This window comes from Rhodococcus sp. Leaf225 (assembly GCF_001426145.1).
Lineage (GTDB): Bacteria > Actinomycetota > Actinomycetes > Mycobacteriales > Mycobacteriaceae > Rhodococcoides.
In genome coordinates this window covers 433,061-452,592 of record NZ_LMRN01000012.1, presented here as the reverse complement: position 1 = coordinate 452,592, position 19,532 = coordinate 433,061, and the positions used below count along the sequence as shown (strand labels likewise).

Genomic DNA, 19,532 nt, shown 5'->3' with positions numbered 1-19,532 from the left:
GGAGGTAGTTGCTCACATGAATGTCTCGTCCACAGTCTGGATCGTCACCATCGTGGTGATCCTGGGACTCTTCGTCTTCGACTTCTTCGCTCACGTGAAGACCCCCCACGAGCCGACCTTCAAGGAGTCGGCGACGTGGTCCGTCGTCTACATCACGATCGCCATCATCTTCGGCGGAATCGTGTTCTGGCAGTACGGCGCGACCTACGGCGGTGAGTACTTCGCCGGGTACGTCACCGAGAAGGCGCTCAGCGTCGACAACCTGTTCGTCTTCCTCATCATCATGACGACGTTCGCCGTACCGCGTCAGTACCAGCAGAAGGTGCTGCTCATCGGCATCGTGATGGCGCTCGTGATGCGCGGTGGCTTCATCGCCCTCGGTGCCGCGGCCATCAACAACTTCAGCTGGGTCTTCTACCTCTTCGGTGCGTTCCTCATCTACACGGCCTACAAGCTCATCAAGGAGGCCGGGGAAGAGGAGGAGAACGAGGTCCAGCAGGACACCAAGATCATGAAGTTCGCCAAGAAGATCCTCCCCACCACGGACGAGTACCACGGTGATCGTCTGACGGTGAAGATCGACGGCAAGCGCGTGGTCACCCCGATGCTGCTGGCCCTGGTCGTCATCGGTTTCACCGACATCCTGTTCGCATTGGACTCGATCCCGGCGATCTACGGTCTCACCACCGAGCCGTACATCGTCTTCACGGCCAACGCTTTCGCCCTCATGGGTCTGCGCCAGTTGTACTTCCTGATCGGCGGACTGCTCGATCGCCTGGTCTACCTGTCCTACGGCCTGTCCCTGGTACTGGCGTTCATCGGCGTCAAGCTCGTCCTCCACGCGCTCCACGAGAACGAGCTCGGCTTCATCAACGGCGGCGAGAACCTGTCGGTCCCCGAGATCAGCACCGGAGTGTCGCTCAGTGTCATCATGGGCATCCTGATCGTCACCACCGTGGCCAGCCTGCTCAAGACCCGCGGCGACGCGAAGCCCGCGGTGAAGGACGGCGAGACCGGAAGCCCGGTCCTCGGCGACGACACCACGGCCGCCTCGAGTGGTACCACGTCGACCGGCGTCACGGACACCGAGCGCGACTCGCACTGATCCACCCCGCACGAGAACAGCCCGGCACCGAGAGGTGCCGGGCTGTTCGTGTGTCCGGCGGTGCCGGAGGGCGGGTCACTCCGCGAGGACGCCCATCACCGGCTTCCACTCCTGGATCGCCACGGCGTCGACGAGCTTCTCCACCGCGAACGGGTCCTCGGCGAACAGCGTGCCCACCTGGTCCGCACTCTCACCCTTGACGATGATGGTGGCGCCGCTGTCGTCCGCGTACGGCCCCGCCACCACCACGATGTCGCGAGCGAGGAGATCCCGCAGCCAGTCGCGGTGCTCGGCGCGGACGCGGTCGCGTCCCTCGGCGGTGGCCGACGAGTAGGTGTAGTTGACGAGGAAATGGGCCATCGATGTTCTCCTGCGGTGTGAGCGGGTGGTGGGTGATCTAGAGCGTGAGCAGCATGCGGGTGTTGCCGAGAGTGTTCGGCTTGACGTAGCTGAGATCGAGGAACTCGGCGACACCGGTGTCGTACGAGCGACACATCTCCGCGTAAACCTCGGCGGTGACCGGGGTCCCGTCGATCTCGGAGAACCCGTGGCGGGCGAAGAACGGCACCTCGAAGGTGAGCACGAAGATGCGGGAGAGCTGCAGTTCGCGGGCGACGTCGATCAACCGGGACACGATGAGGTGGCCCACGCCGTGGCCCTTGACCGACGGATCGACGGCGACCGTGCGGATCTCGCCGAGATCCGCCCACAGCACGTGCAGCGCGCCGCAGCCGGCGACGACACCGTCGACCTCGGCGACCCAGAACTCCTGGACCGCCTCGTAGAGGGTCACGAGATTCTTCTCGAGCAGGATCCGGCCCGCGTAGATGTCGATGAGTCGCTTGATCTCCGGGATGTCGGAGGTGCGGGCACGGCGCAGGCGCACGCGCTCGGTGGTGGACCCGGACGCGGTCCGGACGTCTGCGCGATCCTGCGCCGCCCGGGAGTCCGTCTCCGGATCGAGGTCGGAAGTCATGGGGTGAACAGTAGTCATCGGGCGTACCGATATTGTGACCGTGTGTCCCGCGCCGGTAACTCACGTCACGTCCCGAGAGCGGGCTCGGCGACGTGAGCGCTCAGTACGACGTCGGTCGTGGCCCCGGTGACGCGTCCGCGCCGACGCCGGACGCCGTCGTCGGCTCGGGCCCGCTCACTCCGGCTCCACTGCTCAACATCGCCAACGTCCTGACCGTCCTGCGGATCGCGCTGGTCCCGGTGTTCCTGTGGGCTCTGTTCGCGGACGGTGGCCAGGAGACCGGGTGGCGGCTCGCGGCCTTCGGGATCTTCGTCGTCGCGGCGATCACCGATCGCATCGACGGCCAACTGGCGCGCAAGCACGGGCTCGTGACGGAGTTCGGCAAGATGGCGGACCCCATCGCCGACAAGGCACTGATCGGGGCGGCCCTGGTCGGACTGTCCATGCTGGGGGACCTGCCCTGGTGGATCACCCTCGTCATCGGTGCCCGCGAGATCGGCATCACGCTCCTGCGGTTCGCCGTCCTGCGGCACGGTGTCATCCCCGCGGGACGCGGCGGCAAGCTCAAGACCCTCGTCCAGAGCGTGGCCATCGGGGTCTACGTTCTGCCGCTTCCCGACGCTGTGATCCCGGCAGCGATGGTGCTGATGATCGTGGCCGTGGCGCTGACCATGATCACGGGACTCGACTACGTGGTGCAGGCGGTGCGGCCGCGGGTCCGGACACCACACGACGGGCGATGAGCCGTCCGGTGCTCCGCCGCGTGCGGATCGCGGGCGGGGGTTAGGGTTCTCTCACCCGTTCCGACGGGTGTCCACACGCGTAGCGGGAACCGATCGGACCGTTCCGGCGTTGTAGGTGGACGAGGGTCGAGCGACGGTGCACCGACAGGCGTTCCCGCGGTCGACCACGACGTAGTTCGAACACGATGAAGGAGGGGCCACATGGCGCTGCTCTTGCGTGAGGCATTGGGCGACAGTCTTCGCCGCACACGGGTCGCTCAGAGCCGCACGTTGCGCGAGGTCTCCAACACGGCGCGCGTCAGCCTCGGGTATCTCTCGGAGGTCGAGCGTGGCCGCAAGGAGGCGTCGAGCGAACTGCTCAACGCCATCTGCGATGCCCTCGACGTCCCACTGTCGGACGTTCTGTTCGACGTGAGCGAATCGCTCACGGACACGATGGCGAGTGCGGCCGCGTCGACGGGTGTTCCCGCCGAGCGCGGTGCGGCCCACATCTCGGACGAGACGCGCGTGGTCATCCCGGCCCCGACCGCGCGAGCACTCGCCGCTGCCTGATCTTCGCGTCCCGTTTCCGACCATTCGTGGTTCGACATGGGATCATGGCGGGTACCGATCACAGACAGACCGCGTGTCCCGGACACGCGCAGCATCACCGGCGGTGACGGTCGCCAGCCGGGTCGCGTACGCGGCGGATCACATGGAGGCAGGAAGAACCGATGGCCAATCCTTTCGTCAAGGGCTGGAAGTATCTGATGGCTCTGTTCAACTCCAAGATCGACGAGAAGGCGGATCCGCAGGTCCAGATCCAGCAGGCCATCGAGGACGCCCAGCGTCAGCACCAGGCGCTCTCGCAGCAGGCCGCGTCGGTCATCGGTAACCAGCGCCAGCTCGAGATGAAGCTCAGCCGCCAGCTCGACGAGGTGGAGAAGCTGAACGCCAATGCGCGCCAGGCCGTCACCCTCGCCGACCAGGCCAATGCGGCTGCCGACGTCGAGAAGGCCACCCAGTACACCAATGCCGCCGAGGCGTTCGCGGCTCAGCTGGTCACCGCCGAGCAGAGCGTCGAGGACCTCAAGGTTCTGCACGACCAGGCGCTCCAGGCCGCCACCCAGGCCAAGAAGGCTGTCGAGCAGAACGCCATGACGCTGCAGGCCAAGGTCGCCGAGCGCACCAAGCTGCTCAGCCAGCTCGAGCAGGCCAAGATGCAGGAGCGCGTCAGCGAGTCGCTCCGCTCGATGGACTCCACGCTGTCCGCGCCGGGCAACACGCCCAGCCTCGACGCCGTCCGGGACAAGATCGAGCGCCGCTACGCCAACGCGCTCGGCTCCGCCGAGCTCGCTCAGAACTCCGTGCAGGGCCGCATGATGGAGGTCCAGCAGGCGAGCGTCCAGATGGCCGGACACAGCCGCCTCGAGCAGATCCGTGCCTCCATGGCGGGCGACTCGCTCACCGCCGGCCCCTCCGCGGACGGCGTGTCCACGCAGAAGAACCTGTCGTCCCCGCAGGCGACCCCCGAGCCGCCTCAGGCCAACTGATCTGCCTGCACGAGACCCTCACGGAGCGTTGATGTCCGGACACGGCGACCCGCACCGACGGCAGATGTGGCACGAGCGGCCCGCTGCACCGGCCGAAGTGGGGCGCGCTGCCGACCTGGTGCGCGCCCGGGCTCGTGGTGTCGTCGACGTCACGCGGCCGTTCCTCGACGCCGCCAAGTCGTGGAACGACCCGCGGAAGAAGGCCGAACGGCGGATCCGTCGGACTCGCCGGCGGGCCACGCTCTTCGGTGCGGCGTCCGGGTCGATGGGCGTCGCCACCGTCACGGTGGCGGCCACGTCCGCACCCGACTGGATCGTCGTCGGGGGATCGGGCACCACGGTGTTGTTCGCGGTGCCCGCCGTGGCCGCGGCGGCGGCCTACCGACGGCTGCGGGCCCAGCCACTGCCGGCAGCAGCGCCGGTCCGCCGTGCTCTGCCTCCGGTGGGCTCCGCCGCTCGCGAGCCCATCGAACGTCTCGCGGCCGCCGAACGCAGTCTGCACGAGCTGACGGGCATCCTCGCTCGATCCGGGGCGGTCGCCGCGGACGACGTGCACGACACGACCCGGATCGCCGCGGCCGCGTCGGCAGCCCTGACCGAGGTCGCGCACGACATCGTCGCGATGGAGAGAGCAGCGCTGGGAAGTCCCGCTGCAGCGGTCCATCTGTCCGGGTCCATCGGGTCCACCGCGGCCCGGTTGGCGGACGGTGTGCACCAGTTCGACGGGCTCGTCGCCGCGGCTGCGTTGCTCACCGCGCCGGGCTCCTCCGGTTCGCTCACCGCACTCGACGCGCGACGGGACGCCCTCCAGTTCGCGTCCGATCGCCTCGAGGGTTGGGCATTCGGCCTCGAGCACCTGCAGAAGCCCTGACCTCGGCGACGGTCTCACCCCGACCGCGACCCTGAGATCGACGTACCGTCCTCGGGGTCGACCCCGATCTTCACCCTGAACTCCGGGACGATTCGGTGTTGTGCCAGTTCGGTTCTGGCAGTGTCGAACTCGTCGACGGATCGCCGGTGAACTCCACCGCGGCCGGCGACGAGAGTCCCCGACGAGAAGGAGTTCGACATGTTCTGGAAGATTCTCGGTGCGATCGTTCTGGTGTGGATCGGCATCGTCGTTCTCGGCGCCCTGCTGAAGGCGCTGTTCCCCCTGGTGGCGCTGGCCGTGGTGGGAACCGGTCTCTACTTCCTCTTCCGCGCGATGAGCGGCGATCGCGACTCGGCGAAGTCACCCTTCTGACGTCCCCGGTGCCGCGCTGACCTAGGCTTCGCCCATGCTCGTCGCGGTGGTCGCCGGCCCCGATGCGGGGCACGCCTTCCCTGCCATCGCGCTCGCGAAGGCGCTGACGGCCGCAGGAGAGACGGCCGTGGTCTACACCGGCCATCGGTGGCTCGACGCCGCGCGAGCGGACGGGGTGGACACTCGCCTGCTGCCGGGACTGGAACCGCGGCCCGAGGACGACGACGCGGACGCCGGCCGCAGAATTCACGAGCGAGCGGCCCACATGTCCTCGATGCTGCTGCCGGTGCTCTCCGAGTCGGCTCCCGATCTGGTGGTCTCGGACATTCTCACGGCCGGCGGCGGTCTCGCCGCCGAGCGGCTGGGAGTTCCCTGGGTGGAACTGTCTCCGCACCCGCTCTACCGGCCCTCCGTGTCGTTGCCCCCGATCGGGAGTGGCCTCGCACCGGGCACGGGACTGCGAGGTCGGTTGCGGGACACCGTGATGCGAGCTCTGACCGACCGCTCCGTCCGAGCAGGGCTGGCGCAGCGCGCTCGGGCGCGCGAGGGCGTCGGTCTGCCCGCGTCGGACCCCGGCCCCGCGCGGCGCCTCGTCGCGACCATCCCCGCGCTCGAGGTGCCGCGGACGGACTGGCCGGCCGAGGCGCGGGTCGTCGGTCCGTTGTTGTGGGAGCCGACGACCGCTCTCCTCGACCCGCCGCCGGGGACCGAACCGCTGATCCTGCTGGCACCGTCGACGGCCGCGACCGGCGCCGTGTCCATGGTCGAGGCCACTGTCGAGGCGACGGCGGCCTCACGTGCGCGCGGCCGGAGTCGTCGACTGGTGATCACCACGGTGGACGACGTTCCGGCCGGTCTACCGTCCTGGGCGGTGGGCGGACTGGGGCGCCAGGACGCGCTGCTGCCGCTGGCGTCGGTCGTGGTGTGCGGCGGCGGCCACGGGATGTTGGCGAAGGCGCTGTCCGCCGGCGTCCCGGTGGTCGTGATCCCCGGCGGGGGAGATCAGTGGGAACTGGCCAACCGCGCGGCCCGGCAGGGAAGCGCCACGATCGTGCGTCCGGTGTCCGCCGACGCCGTGGCGGAGGCGATCGACCGGGTGCTGAACGACTCGACGTACGCCGCCGCGGCAGGTCGTGCCGCGGCGACCGCCGCCGCGGTCGAGGACCCCGTCGCGGTGTGCCGCAGCGTGATCGTCGACTCCCGCCCGCGCTGAGGGGGAGCGCGGACGTCCCGGGTTACGGTGACATGGTGCGCCTGACCGACTTCCACGACCGTGTCGCCGAACAGTTCGGAACCGTGACCGGGGACTCGATGCTGGTCGACCACCTGCTGCTGAGCCTCGGGAACCGCACCGCCGCGCAGGCCATCGAGGACGGCGAGGATCCGAAGGACGTGTGGCGCGCACTGTGCGTCGAGTTCGACGTTCCCCGATCGCGGTGGTGAACCTCCGGCGTGTCGCTGGGTATCGAACACCTGTTCGCTTATAGTCGTGTGCAGAGTCGACGGGAATCGCACGGCAGCGGTTCTTGTCGGTACCCCCCTCTACCTTGGCGACAGATCGACGGGGTACAGACGCTTCGGGGACAAGAACTTCGAGAAGGAGACCATGATGGCTGCAGCTGCATACGATCGGGACAAGGCGCTCGATCTCGCGCTCGCGCAGATCGACAAGAACTTCGGCAAGGGGTCGGTCATGCGTCTCGGCGACGAGGCCCGTGTGCCCATCGCCGTCATCCCCACGGGTTCGATCGCGTTGGACGTCGCGCTCGGCATCGGCGGACTCCCGCGCGGCCGCATCGTCGAGGTCTACGGCCCGGAGTCCTCGGGTAAGACGACGGTCGCGCTCCACGCGGTCGCCAACGCACAGGCCGCCGGCGGCATCGCCGCGTTCATCGACGCGGAGCACGCTCTCGATCCGGACTACGCCGCCAAGCTCGGTGTCGACACCGACGCGCTGCTGGTCTCCCAGCCGGACACCGGTGAGCAGGCGCTCGAGATCGCGGACATGTTGATCCGGTCCGGTGCCATCGACATCCTGGTCGTCGACTCCGTGGCAGCCCTGGTTCCCCGTGCCGAGATCGAGGGCGAGATGGGTGACAGTCACGTCGGTCTGCAGGCCCGCCTGATGAGCCAGGCCCTGCGCAAGATCACCGGCGCCATCAGCTCGTCCGGCACCACGGTCATCTTCATCAACCAGCTGCGCGAGAAGATCGGCGTCATGTTCGGCTCGCCCGAGACCACGACGGGCGGTAAGGCGCTGAAGTTCTACGCATCGGTGCGCCTGGACATCCGTCGTATCGAGACGCTCAAGGACGGAACCGACGCAGTCGGTAACCGCACCCGCGTCAAGGTGGTCAAGAACAAGGTGTCGCCGCCGTTCAAGCAGGCCGAGTTCGACATCCTGTACGGCAAGGGCATCAGCAAGGAAGGCTCGCTCATCGACATGGGTGTCGAGCACGGCTTCGTGCGCAAGTCCGGCTCCTGGTTCACCTACGAGGGTGATCAGCTGGGCCAGGGCAAGGAGAACGCACGCAAGTTCCTGCTCGAGAACACCGACATCCGTGACGAGATCGAGAAGAAGATCAAGGAGAAGCTCGGCATCGGTGCAGACGTGCGTACGCCCGACGAGACCGTCGCTGCTCCGGTCGACTTCTGACAGCAGGTCTCTCGACTGTGAACGACGACGAGTTTCCGGACTCGCGTGCACCGGGCGCCCGACGTACGTCGGGCGCCCGGTCCCGTTCCGGCCGCCGATCGGGCGAGACGCCGCCCCCGGGCGGGGGCACGGCGGTGCAGGCCAAGGATGCCGCGTTGCGGTTGCTCACCGATCGCGCCCGGAGCCGCGCCGAGCTCGAACAGCGGTTGGCCGCCAAAGGATTCACGGACGAGATCATCACGTCCGTGCTCGACAGGCTGACCGAGATCAAGCTGGTCGACGATCGCGACTTCGCCCATCAGTGGGTCCGCTCGCGACACACGTACTCGGGCCGAGGCAAGCAGGCGCTGCGCACAGAACTACGCACCAAGGGCATCGATCCGGTGCTGGCCACCGAGGCACTCGACATGATCGAGCCCGAGGACGAGCGGGAGCGTGCGCGCGAACTGGTCGTCAAGAAGCTCCGAGCCCCGGCTCTGCTGTCCGCTCTGAACGAGGAGATCGAGGATCCGCGGGAGCGGCGTGCGCAACGCGACAAGGTGGTGCGCAAGCTCGTGTCGATGCTCGCGCGTCGCGGGTTCGCCCAGGGCATGGCCTTCGACGTGGTTCGGACAGAACTCGAGGCCCTCGGAAACGATTCCGAAGGCCTCGAGTACTAGAACGTCAGACTGTCGCGCCACCCATGGCGGCACCCTGATCGACAGGAACCGGACTCTTCTTCGCTCGTCGCAGTCGCTTCTCCACCTTCGTGGCGAGGTACGTCAGCAGCGAGTTCAGGATGATCATGATGATGGCCACGATGATCAGCGCCGGCAGGAAGTTGCCGTAGAAGGCACCGACCTGCTGGCCCGACCGGACCACCTCGACATAGCCGATGATGTAGCCCAACGCGGAGTCCTTCAGCGCCACCACCATCTGCGAGATGATGGCCGGCAACATCGCTGTCACGGCCTGGGGAAGCAGGATCATGCGCATGATCTGGCCCTTGCGCAGGCCGATGGCCATGGCCGCCTCGGTCTGACCCTTCGGCAGGGACTGGATGCCCGACCGCACGATCTCGGCGATGACCGAGCCGTTGTAGAGCGTCAGGCCCGTCACCACCGCGGCCAGGGCCAGGTAGCGGGACTTGAACACCTGGTACTCGGCGAAGAACTGGTACAGGAAGATCATCAGGATCAGCACCGGGATGGCGCGGAACAGTTCGACGAAGAATCCGGCGACCAGCCGCACCGGCCGGTGGTCCGACAGGCGCGCGATGCCCAGGACGGCGCCCAGGATCAGCGCCAGCACGATCGACAGTCCCGCGGCGACCAGGGTGCCCTGGATGCCGGGAACCAGGTACGTCGTCCAGGTCGACGACTCGACGAACGGGCTCCACTTCTCCGATGTCAACTGGCCCTTCTCGTCCAGCTTCGCGTAGATCACGTACGCCGCCAGCAGTACCAGGACGAGCACGACGGCCGAGATGATGTGATTGCGCACCTTGGCGCGGGGCCCGGGAGCGTCGTAGAGAACGGTGGCGCGTTCGGCGGAGGCGACCTTCTTGGGCGGTGCCTCGGTGCTCAGAGGTGCGTTCGCTGTGGTCATCGGGCAACCGCCAATCGCTTGCCGAGGTAGCCGAAGAAGAGGCCGGTGGGGAAGGTCAGGATGACGAAGCCGAGCGCGAAGATACCGCCGACGACGAAGATCGCCGCCTCGTTCTCGATCATCTCCTTCATCAGAATGGCCGCTTCGAGGACGCCGATCGCCGCGGCGACGGTCGTGTTCTTCGTCAGGGCGATGAGCACGCTGCCCAGCGGGCCGATGACCGCACGGAACGCCTGGGGGAGCACGATGAAGCGCAGGTTCTGCGAGAACGTCAGACCGAGCGAACGCCCGGCCTCCGCCTGCCCGACGTTCACCGTGTTGATTCCGGACCGCAGCGACTCGCACACGAACGAGGCCGTGTAGATGCTCAGACCGAGAACGGCGAGCCGGAAGTTGTTGTCCGCCTGGCCGGTCGGGGACGCCTGATCGGCGAGCGTGACGCCCAGGGTCTGGTAGAGGCCGAAGGCGCAGAACAGCAGGATCAGCGTGAGCGGGGTGTTGCGGAAGATGGTGACGTAGGTGGCACCGATCCACCGCGCGACGGGAACGGGGGAGACCCGCATCGCCGCGAGCAGGGTGCCGAGGACGAGAGCGCCGATGGCGGAGAGCACCGTCAGCTTGATCGTCATCCAGAACGCGTCGAGGAGTTCGGGCGCGTAGTCACTCAGTATGTCCACCGGCGACTCCTTCCGAGAGCGGTGACGAGTCGAACGGGCGGTTCACCGGTGTGAACCGCCCGTTCGGGTCTCGCGAAGAGTGGTGATCAGTAGCGATCGACGGTCGGCTGTGCGGGCAGCGGGTACCCGGACGGTCCGACGGTGTCCTCGAATGCCTTCTGCCACGACCCGTCCTCGATCATGGCGTCGATCGCGTCGTTGATCTTGGTGCGGGTCTCGTCGTCGCCCTTGGCCAGGCCGATGCCGTAGCGCTCCTCGGTGAACGGCTCGCCGACCACCTTGAGCTCACCCGGGTACTGAGCCGCGTAGCCGGCCAGGATGATGTCGTCGGTCGTGACCGCGTCGACGGCGCCGTTGCGCAGTGCCTCGACACAGGCGGAGTAGGTGTCGAACTCCTGCAGCTGCACGTCCTGCGCGTACTGGTCCTTGACCTTCTGCGCGGGGGTGGAGCCGGAGACGGAGCAGAGGCGCTTGCCACCGCTGAGCGACTCGGGGCCCGTGATGTCGGTGTTGCCGTCGGCAACGAGGAGCGACTGTCCGGCGACGAAGTACGGTCCGGCGAAGTCGACCTTCTCCTTGCGGGCGTCGGTGATCGAGTAGGTGGCGACGATGTAGTCGACCTCACCGTTCTCGATCAGCGTCTCGCGCTGCGCCGACGGCGACTCTTTGAACGTGATGTTCTCCGGCGTGACACCGAGCTTGCCGGCGACGTACTTCGCGACCTCGACGTCGAAGCCGCTGAACGAGCCGTCGGGGGTGCGCAGGCCCAGGCCCGGCTGGTCGAACTTGATGCCGACGGTCAGCTTGCCGCTCTCGGCGCTGGACGACGCGCTGGTGGCCTCGTCGCCACCACACGCGGTGGCGGCGAAGGCGAGCGCGAGTGCGGCGACGCCGACACGGGCGGTGCGGGTGATTCTCATCGAGATCCTCCAGAAGTTGGGACGAGCGGGTGGGAGATCAGTGACTCAGGATCTTGCCGAGGAAGTCCTTGGCGCGATCGGACTTCGGTGTGGTGAAGAAGGTCTCGGGATCGGTGTCCTCGACGATCTGGCCGTCGGCCATGAAGATGACACGGTCGCCGGCGCGGCGGGCGAAGCCCATCTCGTGGGTCACGACCACCATGGTCATGCCCTCCTTGGCCAGCGACGTCATGACGTCGAGCACCTCGTTGACCATCTCGGGATCGAGCGCCGAGGTCGGCTCGTCGAAGAGCATCACCTTGGGGTTCATGGCGAGTGCACGCGCGATGGCGACACGTTGCTGCTGGCCGCCGGAGAGCTGCGCCGGGTACTTGTCGGCCTGGTTGGCGATGCCGACGCGTTCGAGCAGACGCTGCGCGGTCTTCTCGGCCTCGTCCTTCTTCATCTTGCGGACCTTCGTCGGCCCGAGCATGACGTTCTCACGAATCGTCTTGTGCGCGAAGAGATTGAAGGACTGGAAGACCATGCCGACGTCCGCGCGGAGCGCGGCGAGCGACTTGCCTTCGGAGGGAAGTGCCTTGCCGTCGACCTCGATGGTGCCCTCGTCGACGGGCTCGAGCCGGTTGATGGTGCGGCACAACGTCGATTTACCCGACCCGGAGGGGCCGAGGACGATGACGACCTGGCCGCTGGGAACGTCGAGTTCGATGTCCTTGAGGACGTGCAGATCACCGAAGTGCTTCTGCACGCCGTGCATCGCGATCATGGGGGCAGACGATGCTGTGGACGAGCGATGTTCGCGCTCGCCGTCAGGGTGGGTCATGGCGATGACCCTAGAGGTAGTTTCCTCCGCCACTGCTCGTTTTGGTGCGGGGACCGCGGATATGTAATGGAAACTTTACTCGGACCGCTCGGTGGGTCGGGTTCGAGCGCCGCCGTACCCTGGAGGGGTGGACACGATCGACACCCAGACCCTGCCTGCGCGGTCCGGGACTGCGCGCACCTACGAGGTGCGCACGTACGGCTGCCAGATGAACCTGCACGATTCCGAACGACTGTCCGGCCTTCTCGAGGAGGCTGGTTACGAGAAGGCCGACTCCGGGTCGTCCCCCGATCTCGTCGTCTTCAACACGTGTGCGGTACGGGAGAACGCCGACAACAAGTTGTACGGCAACCTCGGCCAACTCCGGCCGGCCAAGGACGAGAACCCCGACATGCAGATCGCCGTCGGTGGGTGCCTCGCACAGAAGGACCGCGACGTCGTGGTCACGAAGGCGCCGTGGGTGGACGTCGTGTTCGGCACCCACAACATCGGATCCCTGCCGGCGCTGCTCGATCGGGCGCGCCACAACCAGCGCGCCGAGGTCGAGATTCTCGAGTCGTTGGACGCGTTCCCCTCGACTCTCCCGGCCAAGCGCGACTCCGCCTACTCCGGGTGGGTGTCCATCTCGGTGGGGTGCAACAACACCTGCACCTTCTGCATCGTGCCCGCACTGCGCGGCAAGGAGGTCGACCGCAGGCCGGGCGACATCCTCGCCGAGGTGCAGGCCCTCGTCGACGAGGGCGTGCTCGAGGTGACGCTGCTCGGACAGAACGTCAACGCGTACGGCGCCTCGTTCGCGGATCCCGAGCAGCCGCGTGACCGGGGTGCGTTCGCATCGCTCCTGCGCGCGTGCGGGGAGATCGACGGTCTCGAGCGCGTCCGGTTCACCTCGCCGCATCCCGCCGAGTTCACCGACGACGTCATCGAGGCGATGGCGTCGACGCCCAACGTGTGCCCGACGCTGCACATGCCTCTGCAGTCCGGATCGGACCGCGTGCTGCGTGCCATGCGCCGCTCGTACCGCAAGGAGAAGTTCCTCGGCATCATCGACCGGGTGCGCGAAGCCATCCCGCACGCGTCACTGACGACGGACATCATCGTGGGCTTCCCCGGGGAGACCGAGGAGGACTTCCAGGAGACCCTCGACGTCGTCCGTCGCGCTCGCTTCAGCAGCGCCTACACGTTCCAGTACTCCAAGCGACCGGGAACGCCGGCCGCCGACATGCCGGATCAGGTGCCGAAGGCCGTCGTGCAGGAACGCTACGAACGGCTCGCCGCTCTGCAGGAGGAGATCTCCCACGAGGAGAACCGTCGCGTCGTCGGAACCGAGGTGGAGTTGCTCATCGCCGACGGGGCCGGACGCAAGAACGCCGTCACCGAGCGGATGAGTGGACGCACCCGCGACGGGCGACTCGTGCACTTCACCCCGACGGGCGCCATCGACCGCGCCGTCCGGCCCGGCGACGTCGTCGTCACCACGGTGACCGACGCGAAGCCTTATCACCTGGTCGCCGACGTCCCGGTGCGCTCGCACCGGCGCACCACGGCCGGCGACCGACACGAGCGGGGCACGATGCCCCGGACCGCACCGGTCGGTGTCGGGTTGGGGTTGCCGTCCGTCGGCGCCCCGGCGCCCGAGCCGGTCACGACGATGGGATGTTCACTGTGAGTACCGAGCCGACGACGGGGTCCGATCCGGCGGCCGCCGAGAAGCGGATCTCGGGGCGTATCGACCCGGGGGTCCGCGCCGTCGTCGTGGCAGTGGTGGTGTTGTTGCTGCTACTGAGCTTCGCACTGCCGCACACAGGTTCGGCCAACGCGTGGGACGTGCTGGTGCACGACGAGGACGCCGTGGCGGAGTCGGTGGCACTGCCGTCACGCATCTTCGTGTGGCTGACCCTGGTGTTCGCGGTCGGCTTCTCGGCCCTCGCCCTGGTCACTCAACGCTGGGCGCTGGCCTGGGTCGCGCTCTACGGGTCCGGGGTGGCGACGGTGCTGGGCATCCTGGCCATCTGGTCGCGTCAGACCGTTCCCGTCGGCCTTACCGGGGCCGGCCCCGGGCTGGGCCTCGTCCTCGGCTGGTTGCTCGTGGTCGTGCTGGCGTTCCACTGGTTCAAGGTGGTGTGGAACCGCTCCAACGCTCAGTGGGCGGCTGCCGCCGCCCGGCGCGACGCGGCCGTGATGGACGAGGCGCGGCGCGAGAACGTGCTGGACACGTCCCGGCGCCGCGACAACTGATCCTCCGGAGTCACAGACCGCCGAGGGCGCTGTCGGCGGCGTCGGCCCACTCGCGCCACTGCTGTGCCTGCGCACGGGCCTTCTCGGCGTCCTTGGCCTTGCCCGCGGCCTCGGCCTTCTGGGCCTGCTCCTCGAACTGCGCGACCCGCTCGCGGAACTGAGCCGCGCGCGCCATCGCCTCGGGGTCGGTGCGTCGCCACTCGGAGTCGGCGGCGTCGCGGACGCGCTTCTCGATCGCGCGGAGCTTGCCCTCGAGATCGTGCATCTTCTCCCGCGGGACCTTGCCGATGGCGTCCCACTTGTCCTGCAATGTCCGCAGTGCTGCGCGGGCCGCCTCGATGTCCTTGGACGGGTCGATGTGACCGGACTCGGCCAGCAGCCGTTCCTTCGCCTCGGCGTTCTGCTCGAACTCCGCGTTCTGCTCGGACTGAGCCGCGTTGCGTGCCTCGAAGAACACGTCCTGGGCGCCCTTGAACTTCTGCCACAGCGAGTCGTCGGCGTCGCGGGGAGCCCGGCCGGCGGCCTTCCACTCGGTCAGGAGATCGCGGAACACCTGCGCGGTGCCCACCCAGTCGGTGGACGACGACAGTTCCTCGGCCTTGGCGACCAGTTCTTCCTTGCGCACCTTGGCGGCACCGCGTTCGCGGTCGAGATCGGCGAAGTGCGCGCCGCGGCGGCGGTTGAACGCCTCCCGTGCCTTGGAGTAGCGCTTCCACAGGGCGTCGTCGACCTTGCGGTCGACGCCGCGGATGGTCTTCCACTCCTCGAGGATCACGCGAAGACGGTCACCCGCGGCCTTCCACTGCGTGGATTCGCTGCCGATGGTCTCGGCCTCGACGGCCAGCGCCTCCTTGCGTGCCGTCGATTCGGTCCGCTCGGAATCCTTGCGCTTGCGATGCTCGGCGGCGACCTCGTCGGAGTGTTCGATCACGGCCTGCAGGCGGGTCGCCAGCGCGTCGATGTCGCCGATCACAGCAGCGGTGGGCAGGGTCTCGGCGAGCGCGACGGCGGCGGTCTTCGTCTTCTTGGCGTCGCCGGCGCCGGAGGCGAGTCGCGCTTCGAGGAGTGCGACCTCCGTGGCGAGATCGTCGTAGCGGCGCCCGAAGTGTGCGAGGCCCTCGGCCGCGTCACCGGCCTGCCAGGAACCGACCTGCCGCTCTCCGTCGGTGGTACGTACCCACGCGGAACCGTCCTCGTCGACCCGGCCCCAGCGGGACGGATCGGTCACGACCGGGACGACAGCGGGCGTCGTCGGCACGTGGTGTGCAGCCGGATGCGGCGTCGGGTGCGACTCCCCGTCGCCTGTGGAGGACGACGGTGCGGACGGATCGGCCGGGGCACTGGGCCGGGTGGGCGCCGGGCGCGGTGCGCCGCCGGGTCGAGGACCCGGTCGGGGCCCGGGCCGGGGAGGTGTGGGGCTCGCCTGCGCCTCGCCGGGGGCGTTCTCGGTCGTCTCGTGCTCGGTCATGGTTCTCTCCGTCTCTGCCGCGCGTCACGGCTGCCTGGCGCTACGTGGTTCTCTGCTCGGTCGTTCTCGGCCCATTCAACCCCCTCCGCGCGTCGGCGACCATGCAAACCCCGAGGGACGCGCGGAAAAGGGACGCCCTCGGACGGTCGACTACCGTGGCGTCCGTGCTGTCCGCCCTCGCCTTCGTCCCGTCGCCTCCGTTGCTGCTCGCGGAGCTCGCCGGTTCCGCCACAGGCGAACTGGACGATCTGCGTGCAGCCGTGCGCGAGGCGTGCGACGACCTGGGGCAGTCCTGTCACGGCTGGATCGGGGTCGGGGTCGGTGCGACCACGACCTGGATCGACGGCGATGCCGCGGGTACGTACGCCGGTTTCGGGGCCGATGTCGTGGTCGGTCTCGCCCCGGATCGCGGGCCTGTCGATCGCGCGATGGAGTTGGCCGCGCTGACCGTCGGGCTGCTCCGCGGGCAGGCTGTTCCGCAGTGGTCGGTCCCCGTACAGCTCGTCGCTCGGAACGCGAGTGTCCAGGACGTGGCGGCGGTGGCGCTCGACCTGCGCGGCCGCGTCGACGCCGCGCCCGGCCCCGTGGGGCTGCTCGTCGTCGGTGACGGGGCGACGACCCTGACCGACAAGGCGCCCGGCGCGTTCGACGACCGGGCCGAGGCGGTGCAGCACGCGATCGACGATGCGCTCGGCAGAGCCGACGTCGATGCGCTGGCGTCCCTGGATCCTGCTCTGTGTGATGCCCTCGGCGTGGACGGGCGGGTGGCATGGCAGGTGGCGGCCACGCTGGTCGGACCCACACGAGTGGTGCCGCACAGTCTCTTTCGCGGTGCCCCCTACGGAGTCGGGTATCACGTCGCCTCGTGGTCGCTGTGACGCGACCGACACCGGTCGCGGTGATCGGACCCACGGCCACGGGCAAGTCGGCCCTCGCGCTCGATCTCGCCGAGCGCCTCGGCGGGCACATCGTGAACATCGACGCGATGCAGCAGTACCGAGGCATGGACATCGGCACGGCGAAGACGCCGGTCGCGGAGCGTCGCGGCATCCGGCACCACCGACTCGACGTCCTGGACGTCACGGAGACGGCAACGGTGGCGGCGTACCAGGACGCCGCGGTGCGGGAGATCGAGGAGCTGCTCGAGCAGTCCGTCGTGCCCGTCGTCGTCGGCGGATCGATGATGTACGTCCAGGCTCTGCTGGACCGATGGCAGTTCCCGGCCACGGATGCCGCGGTGCGTGCCGAACTCGAGGCCAGGCTCGCGGACGAGGGGGTCGCGGCGCTGCATCGCGCACTCGCCGAGTCCGATCCGGCGGCCGCGGCATCGATCCTGCCGACCGACGGCCGACGCATCGTCCGCGCGCTCGAGGTGGGACGCCTCACCGGGAAGCCGTTCGCCGCGTCGGCGCCCACCATCGGCGAGCCGCGCTGGGACACCGTCGTCCTCGGCATCGACCGTGACACCGACGAGCTGGACGCGCGCATCGCGGCACGCACCGACGCGATGTTCGCCGAGGGGCTCGTCGCCGAGGTCGAGACCCTCGTGGGGCAGGGACTGCGCGAGGGAGTCACCGCCCCGAGGGCGATCGGCTACGCGCAGGTGCTGCAGCTGCTGGACGGCGAGATCGACGAGGCGGCCGCGCGCGAGGCGACCTTCGTCGGTACCCGCCGCTATGTTCGCCGCCAACGGTCCTGGTTCGGTCGTGATCCCCGCGTGCACTGGCTGCGCGGGGGCGCATCGGACCTGCTGGACGCCGCACTGCGCACGAGGGGAGAACACCGATGAGCGATGCGCTCGTCCTGTCGAGGAACGCGCGGTTCCAGCAGTGGCAGTCCTACCTCGTCACCCGCGGCAAGCGCACCAAGGCGGGAGTCTTCCTCGTGCAGGGAGTGCGGCCGGTCACACTGGCCGTCCAGCACGAGTGGCCTCTCGAGTCCGTGCTGTATCGAACCGGCGACTCCCTGTCGTCCTGGGCCACGTCGACCGTGGACCGCTGCCGGGCCGCAGGCGTGCCCGCGGTGGGTGTCGCGCCGGAGTTGATGGCGGAGCTCGGCGAACGCGTCGATCAACCACCGGAGATCCTGCTCCTCGCACGGTCCCGGCTCCTCGATCCCGGCCACTGGACTCCGACGGGCGACGCGCCGGTGGTGGTCGCGTTCGATCGGCCGACGTCGCCGGGCAATCTCGGCACCCTGATCCGGTCCTCGGACGCCTTCGGAGCGTCCGGGCTGCTGGTCAGCGGGCATGCCGCGGACCCGTTCGATCCCGCGTGCGTCCGCGCGACCACCGGCTCCCTGTTCGCACTCCCCGTGGGACAGGTCGGAGGTCCGGAGCAGGTTCGCGCGATGGTGGACAGGCTGCGGCAGCAGGGCACCGACATGACGATCGTGGGCACCGACGAGACCGGCACGGTGGCAGCGCACGAGCACGACTTCACAGGAGGAACGGTGCTGGTGGTGGGCAACGAGACCCGCGGCATGAGTGCCGCGTGGCGGGATGCCTGCGACGTCGTCGTGTCCATCCCGATAGGCGGCGCGGCGAGCTCCCTCGGAGCACCGTCCGCCGGCGCCGTCGGGCTGTACGAGATCACCCGCCAACGGCTGATCGCGCGGACGTCCGCGCCGGTGGGAGACTGATCCCATGCAGTTCACCAAGGGACACGGAACGCAGAACGATTTCGTCGTGCTGCCGGACCCGGACGCACTCCTCGATCTGAGCGCACACCGCGTGGCGACGCTGTGCGATCGCCGAGCCGGGCTCGGCGCGGACGGGGTACTGCGAGTCGCCCGCAGCGGTGCTCTCGTCGACCGCGGCGTGCTCGACGCGCTGCCCGAGGGCGTGTCCGCCGGCGACTGGTTCATGGACTACCGCAACGCGGACGGGTCCATCGCGGAGATGTGCGGCAACGGTGTCCGGGTGTTCTCCCATTACGTTCGTGCGGCCGGTCTCGTGGACTCGGACGAGTTCGTCGTCGGATCGCGCGCCGGCGGAAAACCGGTCACGGTGCACTCGCACGACGCCACCGACGCCGTGGTCACCGTCGAGATGGGCACCCCGCAGGTCTTCGAGACCTCCGACACCGAGGTCGACGGCAGGTCCTTCACGGGCATCGGCGTCGACGTCGGCAATCCGCACCTGGCCTGCGTGTCCGCCGATCTCGATGCGGAGACCCTCGGCGACCTCGACCTCACGGCGCAACCCACCTTCGACGGTGCGGTGTACCCGCACGGGGTCAACATCGAGTTCGTCACCGTGCCGAAGGACGGTGCGGTGAGCATGCGTGTCCACGAGCGCGGCGTGGGGGAGACCAGATCGTGTGGCACGGGCATCGTCGCCGCCGCGGTCGCGGCCCTGCGCTTCGACGGGTCCGGCGACGGCGAGCTGGCCGTCCACGTTCCCGGTGGTGTCGTGTCGGTGCGCGTGTCGAACGGTTCCGCGTCGATGCGGGGGCCGTCGGTGCTGGTGGCGTCGGGGGAGCTGTCGGACGCCTGGTGGGCGGGGCTGGAAGCGTGACGGCCGGGGTGCGGGTATTCCCCGCGACACGGTTGCGTAAATGACAG

At 68.6% G+C, this 19,532-nt stretch carries 23 protein-coding genes; 16 read left to right on the top strand and 7 right to left on the bottom strand.

Features of this window, described 5'->3' with window-relative positions; translation table 11 throughout:
* Positions 1 to 16 precede the first annotated feature (16 nt).
* Positions 17 to 1,105, top strand: a complete 1,089-nt coding sequence (locus ASG69_RS11845) for a TerC family protein (RefSeq protein ID WP_082544489.1) — start codon at positions 17 to 19, stop codon at positions 1,103 to 1,105.
* A 75-nt stretch (positions 1,106 to 1,180) separates the two neighbouring features.
* Here ASG69_RS11845 and ASG69_RS11840 read toward each other — a convergent pair whose 3' ends face one another.
* The gene (locus tag ASG69_RS11840) at positions 1,181 to 1,465 is read right to left on the bottom strand and encodes a YciI family protein (protein WP_027505116.1); all 285 of its coding nucleotides are present in this window, start codon (positions 1,463 to 1,465) and stop codon (positions 1,181 to 1,183) included.
* A 37-nt stretch (positions 1,466 to 1,502) separates the two neighbouring features.
* Positions 1,503 to 1,985, bottom strand: coding sequence for an amino-acid N-acetyltransferase (locus tag ASG69_RS11835; RefSeq protein ID WP_027505117.1), 483 nt, complete (start codon positions 1,983 to 1,985; stop codon positions 1,503 to 1,505).
* A gap of 284 nt (positions 1,986 to 2,269) precedes the next feature.
* Between ASG69_RS11835 and pgsA the strand changes: the two genes are divergently transcribed.
* The 9 genes from pgsA to ASG69_RS11790 all read left to right on the top strand — a co-directional run bounded on the left by pgsA (position 2,270) and on the right by ASG69_RS11790 (position 8,914).
* Entirely contained in the window at positions 2,270 to 2,824 is a 555-nt protein-coding gene (gene pgsA / locus ASG69_RS11830) for a CDP-diacylglycerol--glycerol-3-phosphate 3-phosphatidyltransferase (protein WP_235578939.1), read from the top strand.
* A 201-nt stretch (positions 2,825 to 3,025) separates the two neighbouring features.
* Positions 3,026 to 3,376, top strand: coding sequence for a helix-turn-helix domain-containing protein (locus ASG69_RS11825; protein WP_027505119.1), 351 nt, complete (start codon positions 3,026 to 3,028; stop codon positions 3,374 to 3,376).
* 161 nt (positions 3,377 to 3,537) lie between these two features.
* The gene (gene pspA / locus ASG69_RS11820; protein ID WP_027505120.1) at positions 3,538 to 4,356 is read left to right on the top strand and encodes a phage shock protein PspA; all 819 of its coding nucleotides are present in this window, start codon (positions 3,538 to 3,540) and stop codon (positions 4,354 to 4,356) included.
* Positions 4,357 to 4,387: 31 nt separating this feature from the next.
* Positions 4,388 to 5,227 (top strand): phage shock envelope stress response protein PspM, encoded by an 840-nt coding sequence (pspM, locus tag ASG69_RS11815; RefSeq protein ID WP_235578925.1) that lies wholly within the window; start codon positions 4,388 to 4,390, stop codon positions 5,225 to 5,227.
* Between the two features lie 198 nt (positions 5,228 to 5,425).
* Entirely contained in the window at positions 5,426 to 5,599 is a 174-nt protein-coding gene (locus ASG69_RS22860) for a hypothetical protein (RefSeq protein WP_027505123.1), read from the top strand.
* Between the two features lie 34 nt (positions 5,600 to 5,633).
* Positions 5,634 to 6,812 carry a glycosyltransferase gene (locus ASG69_RS11805; RefSeq protein ID WP_056444911.1) on the top strand — a complete coding sequence of 393 codons (1,179 nt, stop codon included), beginning with the start codon at positions 5,634 to 5,636 and terminating at the stop codon, positions 6,810 to 6,812.
* Positions 6,813 to 6,847: 35 nt separating this feature from the next.
* On the top strand, positions 6,848 to 7,042 hold the full coding sequence (locus ASG69_RS11800; protein ID WP_027505125.1) for a DUF3046 domain-containing protein: 195 nt from the start codon (positions 6,848 to 6,850) through the stop codon (positions 7,040 to 7,042).
* Between the two features lie 166 nt (positions 7,043 to 7,208).
* Positions 7,209 to 8,255, top strand: a complete 1,047-nt coding sequence (recA, locus tag ASG69_RS11795) for a recombinase RecA (protein WP_056445287.1) — start codon at positions 7,209 to 7,211, stop codon at positions 8,253 to 8,255.
* Between the two features lie 17 nt (positions 8,256 to 8,272).
* The gene (locus ASG69_RS11790) at positions 8,273 to 8,914 is read left to right on the top strand and encodes a regulatory protein RecX (protein WP_082544488.1); all 642 of its coding nucleotides are present in this window, start codon (positions 8,273 to 8,275) and stop codon (positions 8,912 to 8,914) included.
* Positions 8,915 to 8,918: 4 nt separating this feature from the next.
* On the opposite strand, the gene ASG69_RS11785 is transcribed toward ASG69_RS11790, so the two are convergent.
* The 4 genes from ASG69_RS11785 to gluA form a co-directional block, all read right to left on the bottom strand.
* Positions 8,919 to 9,842, bottom strand: a complete 924-nt coding sequence (locus ASG69_RS11785; RefSeq protein ID WP_082544487.1) for an amino acid ABC transporter permease — start codon at positions 9,840 to 9,842, stop codon at positions 8,919 to 8,921.
* Positions 9,839 to 10,519 (bottom strand): amino acid ABC transporter permease, encoded by a 681-nt coding sequence (locus ASG69_RS11780; protein ID WP_027505128.1) that lies wholly within the window; start codon positions 10,517 to 10,519, stop codon positions 9,839 to 9,841. Before ASG69_RS11780 ends, ASG69_RS11785 begins: the two co-directional genes overlap by 4 nt.
* A gap of 86 nt (positions 10,520 to 10,605) precedes the next feature.
* Complete coding sequence (locus tag ASG69_RS11775) at positions 10,606 to 11,439, bottom strand: glutamate ABC transporter substrate-binding protein (RefSeq protein WP_027505129.1); 834 nt, start codon at positions 11,437 to 11,439, stop codon at positions 10,606 to 10,608.
* A gap of 37 nt (positions 11,440 to 11,476) precedes the next feature.
* Positions 11,477 to 12,205, bottom strand: coding sequence for a glutamate ABC transporter ATP-binding protein GluA (gene gluA / locus ASG69_RS11770; protein WP_027505130.1), 729 nt, complete (start codon positions 12,203 to 12,205; stop codon positions 11,477 to 11,479).
* A 184-nt stretch (positions 12,206 to 12,389) separates the two neighbouring features.
* Here gluA and miaB point away from each other — a divergent pair, with 184 nt between their 5' ends.
* Positions 12,390 to 13,931, top strand: coding sequence for a tRNA (N6-isopentenyl adenosine(37)-C2)-methylthiotransferase MiaB (gene miaB / locus ASG69_RS11765; RefSeq protein WP_056444909.1), 1,542 nt, complete (start codon positions 12,390 to 12,392; stop codon positions 13,929 to 13,931).
* Entirely contained in the window at positions 13,919 to 14,500 is a 582-nt protein-coding gene (locus ASG69_RS11760) for an Rv2732c family membrane protein (protein ID WP_037185326.1), read from the top strand. Before miaB ends, ASG69_RS11760 begins: the two co-directional genes overlap by 13 nt.
* 10 nt (positions 14,501 to 14,510) lie before the next feature.
* Here the strand turns inward: ASG69_RS11760 and ASG69_RS11755 are convergent, their stop codons facing one another.
* On the bottom strand, positions 14,511 to 15,968 hold the full coding sequence (locus ASG69_RS11755; protein ID WP_051613197.1) for a DUF349 domain-containing protein: 1,458 nt from the start codon (positions 15,966 to 15,968) through the stop codon (positions 14,511 to 14,513).
* 164 nt (positions 15,969 to 16,132) lie between these two features.
* Between ASG69_RS11755 and ASG69_RS11750 the strand changes: the two genes are divergently transcribed.
* Genes ASG69_RS11750 through dapF form a run of 4 tightly spaced genes read left to right on the top strand, consistent with a single transcriptional unit; the run spans position 16,133 to position 19,485 of the window.
* Positions 16,133 to 16,846, top strand: coding sequence for a hypothetical protein (locus tag ASG69_RS11750; RefSeq protein WP_162247032.1), 714 nt, complete (start codon positions 16,133 to 16,135; stop codon positions 16,844 to 16,846).
* Positions 16,843 to 17,757 carry a tRNA (adenosine(37)-N6)-dimethylallyltransferase MiaA gene (gene miaA, locus ASG69_RS11745; protein ID WP_200933805.1) on the top strand — a complete coding sequence of 305 codons (915 nt, stop codon included), beginning with the start codon at positions 16,843 to 16,845 and terminating at the stop codon, positions 17,755 to 17,757. Before ASG69_RS11750 ends, miaA begins: the two co-directional genes overlap by 4 nt.
* Positions 17,754 to 18,608, top strand: coding sequence for a TrmH family RNA methyltransferase (locus ASG69_RS11740; protein ID WP_056444906.1), 855 nt, complete (start codon positions 17,754 to 17,756; stop codon positions 18,606 to 18,608). Before miaA ends, ASG69_RS11740 begins: the two co-directional genes overlap by 4 nt.
* A gap of 4 nt (positions 18,609 to 18,612) precedes the next feature.
* Complete coding sequence (gene dapF / locus ASG69_RS11735) at positions 18,613 to 19,485, top strand: diaminopimelate epimerase (RefSeq protein ID WP_027505134.1); 873 nt, start codon at positions 18,613 to 18,615, stop codon at positions 19,483 to 19,485.
* Positions 19,486 to 19,532 lie beyond the last annotated feature (47 nt).

Bases quoted from the DNA above. Each gene is read 5' to 3' on its own strand.
- ASG69_RS11825 (WP_027505119.1), top strand. From the start codon at position 3,026: ATGGCGCTGCTCTTGCGTGAGGCATTGGGCGACAGTCTTCGCCGCACA.
- ASG69_RS11755 (WP_051613197.1), bottom strand. From the start codon at position 15,968: ATGACCGAGCACGAGACGACCGAGAACGCCCCCGGCGAGGCGCAGGCG.
- ASG69_RS11740 (WP_056444906.1), top strand. From the start codon at position 17,754: ATGAGCGATGCGCTCGTCCTGTCGAGGAACGCGCGGTTCCAGCAGTGG.
- gluA (WP_027505130.1), bottom strand. From the start codon at position 12,205: ATGATCGCGATGCACGGCGTGCAGAAGCACTTCGGTGATCTGCACGTC.
- dapF (WP_027505134.1), top strand. From the start codon at position 18,613: ATGCAGTTCACCAAGGGACACGGAACGCAGAACGATTTCGTCGTGCTG.
- ASG69_RS11840 (WP_027505116.1), bottom strand. From the start codon at position 1,465: ATGGCCCATTTCCTCGTCAACTACACCTACTCGTCGGCCACCGCCGAG.
- ASG69_RS11760 (WP_037185326.1), top strand. From the start codon at position 13,919: ATGTTCACTGTGAGTACCGAGCCGACGACGGGGTCCGATCCGGCGGCC.
- ASG69_RS11845 (WP_082544489.1), top strand. From the start codon at position 17: ATGAATGTCTCGTCCACAGTCTGGATCGTCACCATCGTGGTGATCCTG.
- ASG69_RS11805 (WP_056444911.1), top strand. From the start codon at position 5,634: ATGCTCGTCGCGGTGGTCGCCGGCCCCGATGCGGGGCACGCCTTCCCT.
- recA (WP_056445287.1), top strand. From the start codon at position 7,209: ATGGCTGCAGCTGCATACGATCGGGACAAGGCGCTCGATCTCGCGCTC.
- pspA (WP_027505120.1), top strand. From the start codon at position 3,538: ATGGCCAATCCTTTCGTCAAGGGCTGGAAGTATCTGATGGCTCTGTTC.
- ASG69_RS11775 (WP_027505129.1), bottom strand. From the start codon at position 11,439: ATGAGAATCACCCGCACCGCCCGTGTCGGCGTCGCCGCACTCGCGCTC.
- ASG69_RS22860 (WP_027505123.1), top strand. From the start codon at position 5,426: ATGTTCTGGAAGATTCTCGGTGCGATCGTTCTGGTGTGGATCGGCATC.
- pspM (WP_235578925.1), top strand. From the start codon at position 4,388: ATGTCCGGACACGGCGACCCGCACCGACGGCAGATGTGGCACGAGCGG.
- ASG69_RS11785 (WP_082544487.1), bottom strand. From the start codon at position 9,842: ATGACCACAGCGAACGCACCTCTGAGCACCGAGGCACCGCCCAAGAAG.